The sequence below is a fragment of the Bacillus sp. CGMCC 1.16607 genome (genome assembly GCF_042683745.1).
Taxonomy (GTDB): Bacteria; Bacillota; Bacilli; order Bacillales; family Cytobacillaceae; genus Pseudoneobacillus.
On sequence record NZ_JBHUJX010000025.1, the window covers coordinates 901278 to 916871 of the forward strand.

A 15594-nucleotide genomic window follows, 5' to 3' on the forward strand; every position below is an offset into this window, starting at 1 on the left:
AGTATTTTATTATGATTGAAGTGAAAAGGTAATCAAATTTTCATATTTTGGAGTTTGCAAAAGATTGGTTTTATACAAAACCACTTCAGCTGTATGAAAGGATAACAGATTTTCATGAAACGGATTTTGCTTTTCCAATTGATCAGAATGAAAACCTTCATCAGAGTCCCATTTTCTTGCTAAGGTTATATGAGGAGAAAATGGTCTTTTTTCTAATTGGAACCCAGCTTGTATACATGTTGTATAAACTTTTTCTCTAAGTTGCTGAAGGCTTGGACTATTCTCTAGCCCTGCCCAAAAAATCCTTGGGGAACTTGCCGTACCAAATGTACCTAAATGGGAAATGGAAAGTGAAAATGTTTTTTCATTTTCCAACTGTTTCTTCACAAGATTATTTATCTCCGTAAGTTGATTATTTGTGGCAAAGCCTAAGAATGCAAGTGTAATATGATAATCCTCTATATGAACCCATCTTTGAAATGGAAAGTCTTTCTTTATATTTTCAATAGCCTGATACAGCACTTGTTTTGTTGAATCAGGTATACGAACGGCTAGAAAGTAATGGGTTTTATTTGACATCTAGATTCCTCCTGATCATGGTTTATTTTAGTTTACCAACTTATTGTAGTTTTACATTGTGGTTTTACATCAATCACCTTTATATCCAATATTGCATAAACCATAATGATAATGACTAATGGAACAGGGGAGGTTTTTGTCATTTACTACAGACCATATTATTATTATCCATATCCTCCATTAGAAATGAATCGGCAACCACAATTCCCTTCAGTTGATATTAATATTCTAAGTCACTCGGTAGCCGCTTTTCAAAAAATAGCTAGTGTATCAAGTATAATACTTAAAAAGCTTTCAGAACCAGACTTTGCTCGTAAGTTAATGACTGCAGCTCAGATGGGAAATCAAAAAGAGGTAGATCGTCTGATAAAATCAATTGGAAGTAGTACGCCCATTACAACTACTTATACACCAACTGGCGTTTTATTAACGATACATGCACAGGCTTTAAATACACAATGCTGCACAATGACGATGTTTCTTAAATGGGGGGATTAGTAAAGAAAATCGTCCATTTAAAGGACGATTTTCTACGTTTTTTTATTTTGCCATTTTTGCATAAAATCTTGTTTTGGACAATTTAAAGCAACAATATTAAGAAAATGCCTTTATTTATTATACTTATCAATCTCATACAAAAGAATTTCAATTGCTTGACCTTGTTTCGAGGTTTGCATGTCAATTATAAATTGATCTCGGTTTTTTTCTACTTTTTCAAGATTAGCCATTAAGGTTTTCTCATTCAAGTTTTCCTCTTCAAGAGTTATAGAATAACCTTTCTCTTCAAAAGCTTTCGCATTTAAGATTTGGTCACCCCTACTTTGCTGCTTACTTAGTGGGATGATGATCATCGGAATCTTTAATGCTAAGAACTCAAAAATAGCATTTGAACCACCTCGAGTGATCACCACATCTGTAGCAGCTAAAATATCAGGTAGTTCTTCATGTACATATTCAAATTGTTTATAACCTGGGCTTCCCACTAAAGTATGATCCACATTTCCCTTCCCACATAAATGGACAATTTGATAGTTTTTTGTGAGTTCTTTTAAAGAGTTTCTAATTGTTTCATTGATTTTTTTTGCCCCTAAACTACCGCCCATTATTGTTAAAATCGGAAGTTTTTGATGGAAGCCGAGAAAAGAAAGAGCTTGACCTTTACTCCCATTTAATATTTCTTTCCTTATTGGCGAACCAATTGCTTTTGTTTTTTCTTTAGGGAAAAACTTCCTTGCCTCATCAAAGGAGGTAAAGATCTTAGTTGCAAATCGTTGTGATATTTTATTTGCTAATCCAGGTGTCATATCACTTTCATGGATAAAAATCGGTATTTTTAACGTACTTGCAGCCACAATCACAGGAACAGACACAAAACCACCTTTTGAAAAAATTAAACGTGGTTTCAGCTTTTTCAAAATTCTTCTTGCCTCTAAACATCCTCTTAACACTCTAAAAATATCCTTTACATTTTCAATATCCACATATCTTCTTAATTTTCCACTTGTAATTTCGTAATATGGTAAATTAGCCTTCTTTATTAATTCTTTCTCGATTCCGTTTTTTGAACCAATGTATTGAATTTCCCATTCCATTTGATCCATTTCATTGATAATGGCAAGGTTTGGTGTAACATGACCAGCGGAACCGCCACCTGTAAACACAATCGTCTTTTTAAACATAATTCCTCCTACTTAGAGTTTAATTATTTTTAACCATTATATCTTAACAGGTAGAAATGATGCCTAATATCCGTAAAGCTTTCCAAGATCCTCGTTTCCTGTTTCAAGATCATTAAGAGGCTTTATCAAAACTCTTAATTTTAGTACCCACTTTTTATAGGTATAATTTGTAAATAATTCATACATACTTAAATTGGGACTCTGTTGTTCGAAGAATTCTAATGAGGTAGAAAAAAGTCATTTAAACCAACGAACAACTATGATAAGATATTAATCGAGGCAGTTACATAGTGTTAATATGGACGAAGATAAGGACAAGTAGTATTTACTATTTTCTATAGCGAGCTAGGGATGGTGCAAGCCTAGTGAAGAGGTAGATATGAATAACACCTTTGAGTTTCTAACTGAAATTGGCTAACAAGAGTAGGCTTAGACGTGACCAGAACGTTAAAACTGGTGAGTATGATTGTACTCGTTAAGCTGGTCGTAATAGACAATTTGGGTGGTACCGCGGAAGGCAACCTTTCGTCCCTTTTCATGGGGATGGAAGGTTTTTTTGTATAATTACCAAACAAAACTGTCATTAAATCTGTTAAAGAGGAGAGTATGAAGATGGAAAATAAGTTAATTAAAGATTTGTATGCAAATCCGGAATCTTATGAAGGAAAGAGTATCATTTTAACAGGATGGGTTAAAAATATCCGTGATTCAAAGGCTTTTGGCTTTATTGAATTAAGTGACGGTTCTTTTTTCAAAAGTGTTCAAATCGTATTTGATCAATCGTTAGAAAACTTTGACGAAGTTGTTAAAGCTTCATTAAGTTCAACTTTACAAATTGAAGGACAATTTATTTTAACACCTGAATCTAAACAACCTTTTGAAATTAAAGCAACAAATATTGAAATCCAAGGTACTTCTAATAAAGATTATCCATTACAGAAAAAGCGTCATACCTTTGAATATTTAAGAACAATTGCCCATTTAAGACCAAGAACCAATACTTTTTATGCGGTATTTAAAGTTCGTTCACTTGCTTCACAAGCTATTCATAAATTTTTCCAAGAAAAAGGATTCGTATATGTACATACACCGGTTATCACTGGCAGTGACACTGAGGGTGCAGGTGAAATGTTCAGAGTAACCACGTTAGATCTAGCTAATGTACCTAAAGACGAAAATGGCAATGTTAATCTTCAAGAAGACTTCTTTAAAAAAGAAACAAATCTAACAGTTAGTGGTCAATTAACAGCAGAAGCATTTGCTTTGGCATTTTGTAATGTGTATACATTTGGCCCAACTTTTAGAGCTGAAAATTCTAATACTTCTAGACATGCAGCTGAATTTTGGATGGTTGAGCCTGAAATGGCCTTTGCAGATATTAACGATATTATGGCCCTTGCTGAAGACATGATCAAATACGTTGTTCAGTTTGTTCTAGAAAATGCGAAAGAAGAAATGGAATTCTTTAATTCTTTTGTTGATAAAGAGTTGCTTTCACGCTTAGAAAATACGTTATCATCAGAGTTTGCTAAAATCACTTATACAGAAGCAATTGATCTTCTTAAAGAAGCAAAAGAAAGCTTCGAGTACCCTGTTGAATGGGGCATTGATTTACAAACGGAGCATGAACGTTACTTATGCGAAAAGGTGTTCAAAAAGCCAATGTTCTTAACTGATTACCCTAAAGATATCAAGGCTTTCTATATGAGAAGCAATGATGATCAAAAGACGGTTGCAGCTACAGATTTACTTGTTCCAGGAATTGGTGAGTTAGTTGGAGGTAGCCAAAGGGAAGAACGTGAAGATGAATTATTAAAGAAAATTAATGAATTTGGTTTAGTAGAAGAAGATTACAACTGGTATTTAGAACTAAGAAAATATGGTGGAACGAAACACTCCGGCTTCGGTATTGGTCTTGAAAGATTAATTATGTATTTGACTGGAATGACGAATATTAGAGATGTTATCCCATTCCCAAGAACGCCAGGTAATGCAGAATTTTAATTAGATAAGACTAGATAAGAATTGTTTTCTTATCTAGTCTTTTTTATTTGCTATTTCCCTACTCTTTTTATAATAGTTTTCCCATATATATCTCATTCACATATTTACCATCAACAAACAACGAGTTTCTCTTTACTCCTTCTTTTTCAAATCCCATTTTTGTGTAAAGTTGTATGGCTGCACGATTATGTTCCATAACAGTTAATTGTAATCTATGAATATCTTTTTCAACTGCCCATTGATGCAGTTCTTGAAAAAGCTTCGTGCCAACACCTTTGCCTCGATATGACTCTGACACACCGGCTACGATATTGACTGAGTGTCTAGCTCGAATAGGATTGCCCCCGATGACAAATAAATATCCAACTAAATTCCCATTCTCTTCAGCAACAAAATGAGCTGAAGTATTATCTACTTCCATTGATTCCATTCTTTTTCGAAATTGCTCCGGAGTTGTTTTTCTTTCTCCAGGTTCAAACAACATGAAATTAGATTCTTCTACTTCTTTAATTAAATGAACTAAACTTTCTGCGTCATTAGGCAAAGCTTGTCTTATGATCATTCTTCTCCCCCATTTGTTTCCAATAACTTTTGAATATTATACCATCTATCTAATTAACATAAAGAATTTTTAAAAAATGATGCCAAATGAAACCAGAATAGCTCTTCCCTCGTATATAAGTTAATTAATATTCTTAAGGTGTGATATTTTTATGATGAATCAAACTTTAATAGACGGAATGGATCAATATAAAGACATATATTTTCAACTATACTCCAAACTAAAATGGAAAGCTGACAAAAGGTTACTCATGCTAATTGCTGCCATGTATGTAACAAGCTCAAAAAAATTTAATTTAAAACATTTCATAGATACTGCTGACTATATTAAAGATGAAGTTGGGTTCTTCTCACAATTAAATTCTGTACATCGATTTACTACGGCAGCAACATTGGATACAACCGCCACCGATGCCCAAACTGCTTTTCATCATTTAATGTCTATTTACGATAAACTTATCGAAACTGGCTTCAGCCGAAACGTTTATTCCTATATTGCGGCAGGAACACTTTTGAAAATTGAACCGAATCGAATAGAAGAATACACTCGGAAAACGATTGATGTATACAAAGGAATGAAAAGTCATCATTTTTTTCTAACTAATTCTGCTGACTATCCTTTAGCTTCGATTCTTTCCCTTAATGATACGAATGCGGATGAAATTGTAGCAAACGTGGAGGAATATTATGTTGCTTTACAACGAAAAGGTTTTTCAATGGGGAATGATTTACAATTTTTAAGCCATATTCTAACACTGACTTCAGATCATAATCCTAATGAAAAAGTAGAACTATGTGTAAAAGTGAAAGGTCTGCTTTGCGACGCCAACTTTAAAACAAAGAAAATCTTTTACCCATATATCGGAATGCTCACCTATGTTAAGGAATTAGAAAATGAAGTGGAAATTCTTAAAGAATTTAACGAGAATTTGAATAATGACAAGCTGTTTAAATGGAGTAAAGATATTAATTTTATGTTAAGTATACTGTTTCTATTGAATCAAAAAACATCATTAGTTAATACGGCTCAAACCGGATTAAACGTTTCAATAGAAACACTTATTCAAGCTCAGCAAGCTGCTATGACCGCAAGTATTGCAGCTGCCACAGCAGCAAGCATTAGCTCAAGCAGTTCCTGACTATTGATATTACAAAAGCCGCTCTCAGAATAAGAGAACGGCTTTCACTATATTACGATTAAATAGATTCCCTCATCCATTTTACTTCTTTTGATGAATCATTTGCATGCAACTTCCAGAACAATGTTATACCTATTCCTAGAGATAGTATCACAGTCGCAAAGTAGTAAGGGTAGTTAATATCTATATCAAATAGTATCCCCCCTATAATCGGTCCACAAATGTTCGCTAAACTTGTAAACATAGAGTTCATTCCACCAACAAAACCTTGCTCATTCCCGGCAATATTTGAAAGGTATGAAGTAACAGCCGGTCGGAATAAATCAAATCCTACAAACACAATAAATGTAACAAGTAAAATGGAAAAATAGGAATGAACAACAGTCATTAAAAACACCAGTAAGGCTGATAAAATTAAGCTATATCGAATCAGTTTAATTTCTCCCCAAATTCGCGTAAGCCGATCAAATAATAGTACTTGTGAAACGGCACCAAAAATGGCACCACCTGTAATCACAATCGCAATATCGGACGGTTTAAATTTAAATTTGTGGTCTACAAATAGACTAAAGAACGATTCAAAAGCAGCTAAACCAAATGAGGCAATGAATATAAGAATAAATGCTATGAAATATTTTCTTTCAACAATACGTTTGAAGCCTGACTTATCTTGTGAAGCATATTTACTATTTTCTTTTGTACGATCTGGTTCAGATAATAAAAGTATCGAAAGGATAGCAGCAATAGTACCGAGTGCTCCAGCAAAATAAAATGGTACTCGTGTTCCAAATTCAGCTAAGAATCCTCCAATACCTGGCCCAATTATAAATCCTGTGCTAATAGCCGCTGACATATAACCGAGTGCTTTAGGACGAGTTTCCGAAGTTGTAATATCAGCAATAAAAGCGGTAACGGCTGGCATAATGAATGCAGCACTAATCCCACCTAAAATACGCGAAATAAATAACATCTCAATTTCTCTGCCGATCCCAAATAAAAATTCTGATATACCGAAAATAAATAAGCCAATGACAATCATAATTTTCCTACCCAATTTATCCGCTGCTTTCCCTGCTAGTGGAGAAGCAATTAATTGAGCAATGGCAAATGCTCCTGTTAAATAACCAATGGTAGTTCCAGTAATACCCATTTCATTCATCAGCGTGGGTAAGACGGGAATGACTAGACCAATTCCCAAAAATGCGATGAATAAATTCATTAATAATAATCCTAAGGTGACCTTATGAGACTTCATTTTCTGCTTTCTCCTTAACATAACTAATTACGCAACTAATTGATTTGTATTTATTAGTTTACACTCTTTATCCTAGTGTATATAGTAACTATATAGTCAAGGATGGTGCTGCTAAAATATGAGTAGTAAAGATGGAAAATATTTATCTACTGGAGAATTTGCACGACTTTGCAAGGTAAACAAACAGACACTTTTTTATTACGATCAAATTGGACTTTTGTCTCCGGAAATGAAAAATGAAAAAGGATATCGTTTTTATTCAATACGCCAAATAGAGTTATTCTTTGTTATTGATTTATTAAAAGATCTAGGTACGTCGCTTAACGATATTCAACAGTACATGCAAAATAAATCGCCTGAAAGTTTTTTGTCCTTAATGTATCAAAAAAAAGAAGAGATCGTACAGAAACGTCAGGAGATTGAAATGAAAGAAAAAATGATCGAGGCAAAAATTGCACTAATGGAAGAAGCATTACAAATTGATTTTCATCAAATTACACTTGAAAAATTACCTGAGGCAACACTTTATTTAAGTAGAAACATTGAAAATATAACTGCTGAAGAATTTGTAGAGGTAGTTTCAGATTTTATTAATGAATTAAACGTATCGCAGCTTGATTCAGGTTATCCAATAGGTGGTATCACGAAGCGAGAGCAAGTATTAAAGGGAGAATTCTCAAATTATAGCTATTTATATATTGAGCAACCCAACCCAAAGCTTGGATACCCGTATTTTCAAGCTGTGAAAGGTGATTTTCTCGTTGGTTATCATATTGGAGATGAGAGTACCATACATCACACATACAAGCGACTTTTTTCAGAGATGGAACGTTTAAATTTATCCTTAGTTGACTATGTTTTTGAAGAGTATATTTATGACACCGTTGTAATGAATCATAAGGAACATTACGTCACCAAAGTTATGATACAAGTCGATCAAAAAGAACGTTAATTTTCTTAAATCTCTGTTATTTTTTCCTCGATTTATTTAAAAATATGGGCACTTACTAAAAATGAAGTAGCTGCAACATTAGATACAAATTGCTTAGGTAAATCGCTGATTTTGTCCTAACACGGTGATGTTTACCCAATCAACCTTTGTCACAAGAAATATATATACATATGTAGGGGTGTTTTTCCATCGAAATTTCCGGGTGGTGAGACGACATATGATGGTTTTATGGATAGGGCGGTGGTTATGATGGTGGCGGTAGCTTTGCTTTAATTATCGTATTGTTCATTTTACTTGTCATTATAGGAGCTTCTTTCATGGGCTAATACATTGTTCAGGGCAGGATTGGTTAATCTGTCCTTTTATCTAAAACGAAAGGAAGATGAATTATATGCCATTTTTTGGATTCGATCGAAGAAATCGTTTTTTTCGCGACGGCTTTAGAAGAAGAAGGATTTTCCCTTTTGTCTTTGGTTTTGAAAGAAGAAGACGGAGATTTTTTTAGGCAAATGATTTAAACTTTCTAGTCAGGAGCATAAGGATAAGAACGCGCTTCCATCAAAGGTAGCTGTTCTTATCTTTATAATAAATGAAACATCATATTAAAAGTAGTGAATGAAATTGGTAGATGCGTAGTTTATCAAATTACTAAAAATAGACACCTATAAAACTGTTAAAAGAAAAGTTATGTTCAATGTCCTATTTTCTTACATCTATAGGGGGATTTTATGTAAAAAAGACTGCAGGAACTGGTTAACAGGCTATGATATCGTCAAGGGCATTCCTTCGTAAGACCATAACCACAAATTTCCCCAAATAACTTCCACACAGGATTCAATCTGACTTTCCGTGGCCAAAATATAAACAGGAAACATCAAAAGATGCTTCCTGCAAATAAACAAAATAATTTCTTTCACATTCTATATTGATTTTTAAGGATGCATCGTATGTGTTATCATACCTGGAATCATGCTTGAAGTATGAAGTGACACATTTTGAAACTGGTTAATATGTGGATAACCGTGGTGATGATGGCCGTGGTGATGCCCATGATGGTGATGATGACCGTGATGGTGATGATGACCGTGATGTCCTTTACTTGGCATATGAATCGATACTGTTTGGAACTGGTTAATGTGCGGATAACCGTGGTGATGATTGTGATGATATAGGTTGCCGTGGTGTCCCATCCCATAGGAAGGATAACCCATCATTCCATATCCGGTTCCATAAGAAGGATATCCGTATCCCATCATATAGGGACGATTTCCCATTCCGTAATTGTCTAATACTGGGTTCATGCTTTCACCTACTTTTTGAAAAAAATGTGTAGCCGATTACATGCTATGCCCCCTACCTAGTAAAAGAGCTTATCTTTACTTAAAATGGGTAAAAAACCAAGCGCCGTTTATCATCATAGTTTAAAATGACCAGCACCAAAACTGTTAAACAGCTTATGAAACTAATAGATACTTTAGTAAAAATACTACCGATTTCATAAACAACTTCCAAAGTACATTGTATTAATTTATTTATCTTTTTATAATTTTTGAAGCAACATGTCTTTATGATTTTTCGTCACGTTTATTAACGTAAATTGTCCTTGTGAAATAGATTCACGAATTTGATTTGCCTCTTCCCACGCCAGATCAAATAAGGAACGATTGATGATGCCTTCAGATAAAGCTTCTTCCAGTTCATCTTCATCCATTACGATCACTTCTCCATTTGGTAAAAAAACGATATCTAGAAATAGGTCATCCAAATAAGGGACATTATTTGCTAATCCGATTTCATTACAAATATCGATATACCATTGAACAATTTCACCTTCTGTATCAAACATTGTCGTCACAGAGAAATGTTGGTTGGTTGGGAAATGTTGAAGCCAAATGTATCCATCATCAACAATACATATCTTTTTTTCACCATATTGAACAAATAACGGTTGTGAAACTTTATCTATTTTCAATAAAGTGATATGCCCTGTAAACTCCTTAGAATCTAAAAAGACCTGAGCGTACTCTCTTTTAATGACACGCTTCCATTCTGAACGATCACCAAACTGTCTTTTTAACATTTGCCCCTCCGGATTTATTCTTATTATAAAATAAGATACTTCTCTTTAAATATTGGACTCAATTCGCTCCACACATCAAATTTATTTCCATCTAAATCTTCAAAGACAAAATTTCTTCCCGCATGCCCTCTATTTTCGATTTCTCCCATTTTTACTCCTTTTTCGTTTAAATCCTGGTGAATTATTTCTAATGCATCTAACCCATTCACCTCAAATGATAAAGAAAAACGCTCATATCCGTGTATATCATAGAAATTCGAACTTTGATTATCTTTAGACTTAACGAGAAAAAAACTTTGATTGGCTAAGTTAAGAATCGCTTTGTCTTCATCTTTATAGTTCAATTCAGCATTTAAGTTTTTCACATACCAATGGGAAGAAAGTTCTATATCTGATACAGGAATATAAGTGGTGCCTACCCTTAATAATTTTTCATTCATGTAGAAATCCCCTTTCAAGGAAAGTTATTTTAATTCGCTTTTTGTTACATCTTATTGATTAATTTCCTTTGATTAACTTCCTCAATTGCTTGTAGAAGCATTTGTTTGTCAAAATCCGGAAAATAAGAGTCTGTATACCATAATTCGGATTTAGCAGATTGCCAGAGCATGTAGTTACTAATTCTCCGTTCTCCACCAGTTCTAATAATAATATCTGGAGAAGGAAGCCCCTTTGTAAAAAGATATTTTTCAATAAGATCCTCGCCGATCTCTTCGATCGCAATAGTTGAATACTGAACATCTTTTATCATGGACTTTACAGCCGATAGTATTTCACTTCTCCCACCGTAATTTAATGCAAAATTAACGATCAGATCTGTGTTATTCACCGTTTCCTTTTCTGCATTTTTCACCGCTTCTTGTGTATGCTTTGGTAAACCGTCAATATCTCCAGTTATACATATTTTGATATTTCGCTTCATAAAATCAGGTAATTTTTCCTTAAAAAACTGTGTAGGTAAATCCATAAGGTATTGAACTTCATCCTTTGGTCTCTTCCAATTTTCAGTAGAGAAGGCGTATAAGCTTAAAACTTTAATTCCTAACTCTAAAGAAGTATATATGATCTTTTCCATGGTTTGGGAACCAGCAAAATGTCCTTGACTTCTTGTAAGCCCCCTAAGATTACCCCAGCGCCCATTTCCATCCATCATTATGGCAATATGTGATGGTATACTTAATTCCATCGAATTCTCTCACCTCATGTATTTATTTCCAATGATTCGGTGCACTTAAAGAGTTTGGCAATTTAGTATGAATATCCCCCTTAGCGGAATTAACTTGTGCTTGAGTAAGAAAAATACTTCCTACGAGATTCGAACCACTTAAATCAGCATCTCTTAAGTCTGCACCGAGTAGATCAGTCGCTCTCATGTCGGCATCTCTGAGATCAGATGCAATAAGCAAAGCTCCTCTTAAGTTCACTCCTCTAAGATCAGCTCCTCTTAGCTTTGCACCGAGAAGGACACTCCCTCTACCGATTTTGTTTTGTTTTTTCTTATTTGAAACATTTACACGTACTAATTCACTTGTACGTTGAAGAAGATCACTAACAATGGCTCTATGCGAATGTACGTCCAGTTCAAGGATTGATTTTGGACTTAAATTAGTGAGTCTCTCCGTTTCTTCTAGAGCACTTCGAATTTCTTTAAAAATTGGTTTTGCAGCATCTAAACTTAGTGCCTCGGTTAAATAACAAAGCATTTCATGAAGTTGCTGCATAATGGGAAAAACATCAAACATTTCTTTTGCTAATGTTGGATTATCTCTCCAATCGTTTCCATTATAGATAACTTGAGATACCTTCTGACCTGCACCGAAGCACTCATACACAGCACAGCCCCGATAGCCTTTTGTTCGGAGATTTTGATGGATACTACATCGATAGTCCGATTGTAGATTTTGACAAGGAGTACCCCCATCTTTATTAACTGCAAAGTCTGCAGATTTAGCATAAGGTAAAGCTACACAGCAAAGACCAAAACAATTTTCACAGTCTGCTTTTAGTTGGGTATGAACTTTTAAGTTATTCGTTAATTGATTAGTCAACACTTACACTTCCTTAATCATTTGAACTATTTATTGATTTATAAGAACATCATTCGTATTTTATCATTTTCTTCAAATGGAATATTCCTTTTTCTATGGATGTCTCGACATATCCAATGATCTGATCAAAAGTAAAAACTTGAAGATCTTCCTTAATGTCTTTTTGATCATAGTCCATGTCTTTTAATAAATATGGAATGAACCCTTTTACATCTTTTACTGTTACTTCCTGTAAATCAATGATTGAATCATTATTATCCAAATCTCGTAAAATATCATTGTCTACTCTATAATAATTTAACAATTTACCATTCAATAACTGAAAATCCTGATGATATTGGTCAAAAACATTATTATCCTGCTCCATTCGATTTTTCAACCAAGGTAAATAGAAACCCTTTAACCATAAATCATCTGCTATTAAATGTGAATAGTAGCCTAAAATATATTCGGAATGCTGATAGTGACGATATTTTCCAATAAAAATATCATATCCAATACTTCTTGTATATTCACTTAAATCTCCCCTATAGAAGTGGGATAAATCCTTTGGAGAAACAGCATCAGGTGCGACCCCACCTAATAAAAATGATGTTCGGTCTGCAATTTTAACTCGTTGTGCTATTTGATTGGCTATAATTAAATGCATGATTCTTGAGCCCATTATATGCCTCCAACTAATATATTTATCTTATTTTTGCATTCCTCATTCGAATCATAGAAAAGTTCTCGAGCGTTGATTTCAATATCGCTTCACGAAGAGGATAGAGATTCGGGGTTATTCTCAGTTCAACACCTCTAGAAGTAATATTTTCTAATAAATGATGCATCGGTTCTACATATAGTGGTTGAACAGGAGTATAGGAAACATAATAACCAGCAATCCTATCAAATAATGAAAATCCGTCATCAGTAAATGTATATTTATATATCGTTGTGTTTCTAATACTTTCAAGCCAGTCTGATTCAACTGTCATAATCGTACTAGCTTTCGTTTGGGAGAAAAAGATCTTTTCATCCTCTTCACTAAGACTAGTTGATTTTGAATAGATGATTCGGGGACAGTCTCTTGGAAGGAAGTAATTTACAGAATGCTCTTCATCGATCGCCCAAACTACTGGGGACAATTGATTGTTTGCTTGTCCTTCCAAAGGAATAAACTCTTTTATATTAGGATTCTCACTAAAATGAAAAAGCATAAATAGATCCCTCATTAATGTTATTATTTAACCACTATGTATTCTAATTTCTCCACCTTTATTGAAGTTGAGTAAAGTTAGAAAATACATTTTTATATTTAGTTATTGCCTGTGAATAGGTGTCATATGATTTTGGGCTAATATTATATACCTCTTTGTTGATATCTAGCATTGCTAACATTCCTCTCAAATACCATAATTGAATGTTAATAAGAAGTTTGTTTACATCTATTTTTCGTCCATACTTTTCATAGCCTTTTATAAAATTGATTACTGCCTCTCTTGTTTCATACTCACTCGAATTTTCTCTAATTGAAGAAGTTATGGCCGCAGCAATATCAAAATGGTAATCTCCGAGTCTTACTTCACCAAAGTCATATATTTTAATCGTTCCACCCATCCATAACATATTCCATATTCCCAGATCACCATGAATGAAACTATTTTGTTTAGCTGTTTGTAAAGTCATTTTTACAATTGTACGATGCATTTCATCTAAATCGGGAACTATTTTTGAAGAAGCACGGTGCAGAATTTCCCATTTATCGCGAACTTTCAATCATAAAATTGATAGATCAAATCGATCGACTGGTACTAAATCAATTTCAAAGGTCTCAAGAGTAACGTGTAATAGTCCTACACTTTCCCCGATAGCCATTTGCAGATTCATATCTCTCGTCATTTTCATTCCATCTAAATAGTGCTGTAAGTTGTAGAGTGTGCCATGTTCATTCACAAATGGTTCCCCATTTTTTGTAGGAAAAATCTCCGGAATGATCGGCGCGCTAGCTCTGTTGGAAAAATGTTCACTAATTCTATATTCCATTTCCCCTTGCATCTCATTTTTTAGCGAACGTAGGATGAAAATTCCTTGTTCTGTCGTTACTTTAAACACACTTGAGGTGTTCCCTGATTCTATTGCTTCTATTTTTATTACGTCCGTTAATGAATAATTCGAAAAGACTTTTTTAATTCCTTTAAATTCCATTTGCTTCACCTACTATTTTATCAGAAAGTTTGTCCCTTTAGATAATTAATCCCTTATGGTGACCGCTTTTGATTTTGGCGGCTCTTCAAGGGCATCATGAACTCTTTTTAACACTCAAAATCTGCTTCATAAAACCCTAAACTATTAAATTTCGCTTTCATTCTAATTTTCCCTTCTATGAATTTCTCATTGTAGTTCCTAACATATTGATATAGCATGAAGGAAGTTAGTTTTTCATTTTGAATCAAAAAGGAGTCCGCTTATGAACAATTCAGTAATTGATTATATCGTTAATTGTATGGCTTCAAATTCCGACGTTCAAAGAATACAGACGGAGCATCGATTGAAACTAGCTGAATTTTGGGCTATTCAGCCTGGAAGTAAAGTATTAGAAATTGGCTGTGGACAAGGAGATACTACTGCTGTATTAGCGTATTTAGTTGGCAAAAGTGGGTTCGTTCACGGAATTGATGTAGCTTCACCTGATTATGGGAGTCCAATCACATTAGGTGACTCCATTGATTTTTTAACAAAGTCAGATTTGGGAAATCGTATAAAAGTCGATTTTGAAATCGATCTGCTTTCAACTGATATTCATTTTCCTGAAGGCTATTTTGACTTTGTTATTTTATCCCACAGTTCTTGGTATTTAAATTCATTTGAAGAATTGAGCAGTATACTAAAGAAGTTAAAAATGTGGGGGAAAACTTTATGTTTTGCTGAATGGGATACGAGAATCAATAAGTCGAATCAGTTACCTCACTTATTATCTGTTCTAATTCAAGCGCAATACGAGTGCTTTAAGGAAAGTAGCTTATCCAATGTTCGTACACTTTTCACTCCTACGGATATAATAGAGATTGCAAAAAATGCAGGATGGAATATTGTCAATGAACTTACGATTGATTCCCCAAAACTTCAAGACGGTGAATGGGAAATTAATCAAACCTTAACAGATTACCAAGAGGAACTAAATTCTATTAAAAATATGCCCACTAAATTAAAGACTCTTATTCAATCTGAAATAAAATTATTAGAAAGTGCTTGCAGTAATACTGATGTCAAACCTATGCCGATCTTTACCTTTAAAGCTATTTAAACAAGCCGAAA

At 34.0% G+C, this 15594-nt stretch carries 18 protein-coding genes, 1 pseudogene and 1 other annotated feature; of the genes and pseudogenes, 6 read left to right on the forward strand and 13 right to left on the reverse strand.

Going from position 1 to position 15594, the window contains the following annotated elements:
* Positions 1-9 precede the first annotated feature (9 nt).
* Positions 10-579 (reverse strand): RNA 2',3'-cyclic phosphodiesterase, encoded by a 570-nt coding sequence (gene thpR, locus ACFSO7_RS21035; RefSeq protein WP_377879355.1) that lies wholly within the window; start codon positions 577-579, stop codon positions 10-12.
* 105 nt (positions 580-684) lie between these two features.
* Here thpR and ACFSO7_RS21040 point away from each other — a divergent pair, with 105 nt between their 5' ends.
* Complete coding sequence (locus ACFSO7_RS21040; protein WP_377879356.1) at positions 685-1077, forward strand: YuzC family spore coat inner layer protein; 393 nt, start codon at positions 685-687, stop codon at positions 1075-1077.
* Between the two features lie 110 nt (positions 1078-1187).
* On the opposite strand, the gene ACFSO7_RS21045 is transcribed toward ACFSO7_RS21040, so the two are convergent.
* A complete protein-coding gene (locus tag ACFSO7_RS21045) occupies positions 1188-2258 on the reverse strand; it encodes an undecaprenyldiphospho-muramoylpentapeptide beta-N-acetylglucosaminyltransferase (protein WP_377879357.1) in 1071 nt (356 codons plus the stop codon).
* Between the two features lie 296 nt (positions 2259-2554).
* Positions 2555-2794, forward strand: a binding site (T-box leader).
* 76 nt (positions 2795-2870) lie between these two features.
* On the opposite strand from ACFSO7_RS21045, the gene asnS reads away from it, so the two are divergent.
* Positions 2871-4262, forward strand: coding sequence for an asparagine--tRNA ligase (gene asnS / locus ACFSO7_RS21050; protein WP_377879359.1), 1392 nt, complete (start codon positions 2871-2873; stop codon positions 4260-4262).
* Positions 4263-4329: 67 nt separating this feature from the next.
* Here the strand turns inward: asnS and ACFSO7_RS21055 are convergent, their stop codons facing one another.
* Positions 4330-4824, reverse strand: a complete 495-nt coding sequence (locus ACFSO7_RS21055; RefSeq protein ID WP_377879360.1) for a GNAT family N-acetyltransferase — start codon at positions 4822-4824, stop codon at positions 4330-4332.
* Between the two features lie 151 nt (positions 4825-4975).
* Here ACFSO7_RS21055 and ACFSO7_RS21060 point away from each other — a divergent pair, with 151 nt between their 5' ends.
* A complete protein-coding gene (locus tag ACFSO7_RS21060) occupies positions 4976-5962 on the forward strand; it encodes a DUF4003 family protein (RefSeq protein WP_377879361.1) in 987 nt (328 codons plus the stop codon).
* A 58-nt stretch (positions 5963-6020) separates the two neighbouring features.
* On the opposite strand, the gene norA is transcribed toward ACFSO7_RS21060, so the two are convergent.
* Positions 6021-7217 carry a multidrug efflux MFS transporter NorA gene (norA, locus tag ACFSO7_RS21065; RefSeq protein ID WP_377879362.1) on the reverse strand — a complete coding sequence of 399 codons (1197 nt, stop codon included), beginning with the start codon at positions 7215-7217 and terminating at the stop codon, positions 6021-6023.
* A gap of 118 nt (positions 7218-7335) precedes the next feature.
* Here norA and ACFSO7_RS21070 point away from each other — a divergent pair, with 118 nt between their 5' ends.
* Positions 7336-8169, forward strand: coding sequence for a MerR family transcriptional regulator (locus ACFSO7_RS21070; RefSeq protein WP_377879363.1), 834 nt, complete (start codon positions 7336-7338; stop codon positions 8167-8169).
* Between the two features lie 236 nt (positions 8170-8405).
* Positions 8406-8495: pseudogene (locus ACFSO7_RS21075) on the forward strand (YjcZ family sporulation protein); the annotation flags it as partial.
* 606 nt (positions 8496-9101) lie between these two features.
* Here the strand turns inward: ACFSO7_RS21075 and ACFSO7_RS21080 are convergent.
* The 9 genes from ACFSO7_RS21080 to ACFSO7_RS21120 all read right to left on the reverse strand — a co-directional run bounded on the left by ACFSO7_RS21080 (position 9102) and on the right by ACFSO7_RS21120 (position 14484).
* The gene (locus tag ACFSO7_RS21080; RefSeq protein WP_377879364.1) at positions 9102-9470 is read right to left on the reverse strand and encodes a hypothetical protein; all 369 of its coding nucleotides are present in this window, start codon (positions 9468-9470) and stop codon (positions 9102-9104) included.
* Positions 9471-9709: 239 nt separating this feature from the next.
* Positions 9710-10249 (reverse strand): ribonuclease FAU-1 family protein, encoded by a 540-nt coding sequence (locus ACFSO7_RS21085; protein WP_377879365.1) that lies wholly within the window; start codon positions 10247-10249, stop codon positions 9710-9712.
* A gap of 23 nt (positions 10250-10272) precedes the next feature.
* On the reverse strand, positions 10273-10689 hold the full coding sequence (locus ACFSO7_RS21090) for a VOC family protein (protein ID WP_377879366.1): 417 nt from the start codon (positions 10687-10689) through the stop codon (positions 10273-10275).
* 44 nt (positions 10690-10733) lie between these two features.
* Entirely contained in the window at positions 10734-11435 is a 702-nt protein-coding gene (locus ACFSO7_RS21095) for an undecaprenyl pyrophosphate synthase (RefSeq protein WP_377879367.1), read from the reverse strand.
* Between the two features lie 22 nt (positions 11436-11457).
* Positions 11458-12297 (reverse strand): pentapeptide repeat-containing protein, encoded by an 840-nt coding sequence (locus ACFSO7_RS21100; RefSeq protein ID WP_377879368.1) that lies wholly within the window; start codon positions 12295-12297, stop codon positions 11458-11460.
* Positions 12298-12346: 49 nt separating this feature from the next.
* Positions 12347-12961 (reverse strand): zinc dependent phospholipase C family protein, encoded by a 615-nt coding sequence (locus ACFSO7_RS21105; RefSeq protein ID WP_377879369.1) that lies wholly within the window; start codon positions 12959-12961, stop codon positions 12347-12349.
* Between the two features lie 22 nt (positions 12962-12983).
* On the reverse strand, positions 12984-13496 hold the full coding sequence (locus ACFSO7_RS21110; RefSeq protein WP_377879370.1) for a DUF6886 family protein: 513 nt from the start codon (positions 13494-13496) through the stop codon (positions 12984-12986).
* A 58-nt stretch (positions 13497-13554) separates the two neighbouring features.
* A complete protein-coding gene (locus tag ACFSO7_RS21115; RefSeq protein ID WP_377879371.1) occupies positions 13555-14055 on the reverse strand; it encodes a phosphotransferase in 501 nt (166 codons plus the stop codon).
* Positions 14056-14484, reverse strand: a complete 429-nt coding sequence (locus tag ACFSO7_RS21120) for a protein kinase family protein (RefSeq protein ID WP_377879372.1) — start codon at positions 14482-14484, stop codon at positions 14056-14058. It lies immediately after the preceding gene.
* Between the two features lie 262 nt (positions 14485-14746).
* Between ACFSO7_RS21120 and ACFSO7_RS21125 the strand changes: the two genes are divergently transcribed.
* The gene (locus tag ACFSO7_RS21125) at positions 14747-15583 is read left to right on the forward strand and encodes a class I SAM-dependent methyltransferase (protein WP_377879373.1); all 837 of its coding nucleotides are present in this window, start codon (positions 14747-14749) and stop codon (positions 15581-15583) included.
* Positions 15584-15594 lie beyond the last annotated feature (11 nt).

Excerpts from the sequence above, each read along its gene's own strand:
- ACFSO7_RS21095 (WP_377879367.1), bottom strand. The coding sequence starts at position 11,435 with ATGGAATTAAGTATACCATCACATATTGCCATAATGATGGATGGAAAT.
- norA (WP_377879362.1), bottom strand. The coding sequence starts at position 7,217 with ATGAAGTCTCATAAGGTCACCTTAGGATTATTATTAATGAATTTATTC.
- ACFSO7_RS21040 (WP_377879356.1), top strand. The coding sequence starts at position 685 with ATGATAATGACTAATGGAACAGGGGAGGTTTTTGTCATTTACTACAGA.
- ACFSO7_RS21085 (WP_377879365.1), bottom strand. The coding sequence starts at position 10,249 with ATGTTAAAAAGACAGTTTGGTGATCGTTCAGAATGGAAGCGTGTCATT.
- ACFSO7_RS21110 (WP_377879370.1), bottom strand. The coding sequence starts at position 13,496 with ATGCTTTTTCATTTTAGTGAGAATCCTAATATAAAAGAGTTTATTCCT.
- ACFSO7_RS21105 (WP_377879369.1), bottom strand. The coding sequence starts at position 12,961 with ATGGGCTCAAGAATCATGCATTTAATTATAGCCAATCAAATAGCACAA.
- ACFSO7_RS21090 (WP_377879366.1), bottom strand. The coding sequence starts at position 10,689 with ATGAATGAAAAATTATTAAGGGTAGGCACCACTTATATTCCTGTATCA.
- asnS (WP_377879359.1), top strand. The coding sequence starts at position 2,871 with ATGGAAAATAAGTTAATTAAAGATTTGTATGCAAATCCGGAATCTTAT.
- thpR (WP_377879355.1), bottom strand. The coding sequence starts at position 579 with ATGTCAAATAAAACCCATTACTTTCTAGCCGTTCGTATACCTGATTCA.
- ACFSO7_RS21120 (WP_377879372.1), bottom strand. The coding sequence starts at position 14,484 with ATGGAATTTAAAGGAATTAAAAAAGTCTTTTCGAATTATTCATTAACG.
- ACFSO7_RS21080 (WP_377879364.1), bottom strand. The coding sequence starts at position 9,470 with ATGAACCCAGTATTAGACAATTACGGAATGGGAAATCGTCCCTATATG.
- ACFSO7_RS21045 (WP_377879357.1), bottom strand. The coding sequence starts at position 2,258 with ATGTTTAAAAAGACGATTGTGTTTACAGGTGGCGGTTCCGCTGGTCAT.
- ACFSO7_RS21060 (WP_377879361.1), top strand. The coding sequence starts at position 4,976 with ATGATGAATCAAACTTTAATAGACGGAATGGATCAATATAAAGACATA.
- ACFSO7_RS21055 (WP_377879360.1), bottom strand. The coding sequence starts at position 4,824 with ATGATCATAAGACAAGCTTTGCCTAATGACGCAGAAAGTTTAGTTCAT.
- ACFSO7_RS21070 (WP_377879363.1), top strand. The coding sequence starts at position 7,336 with ATGAGTAGTAAAGATGGAAAATATTTATCTACTGGAGAATTTGCACGA.
- ACFSO7_RS21125 (WP_377879373.1), top strand. The coding sequence starts at position 14,747 with ATGAACAATTCAGTAATTGATTATATCGTTAATTGTATGGCTTCAAAT.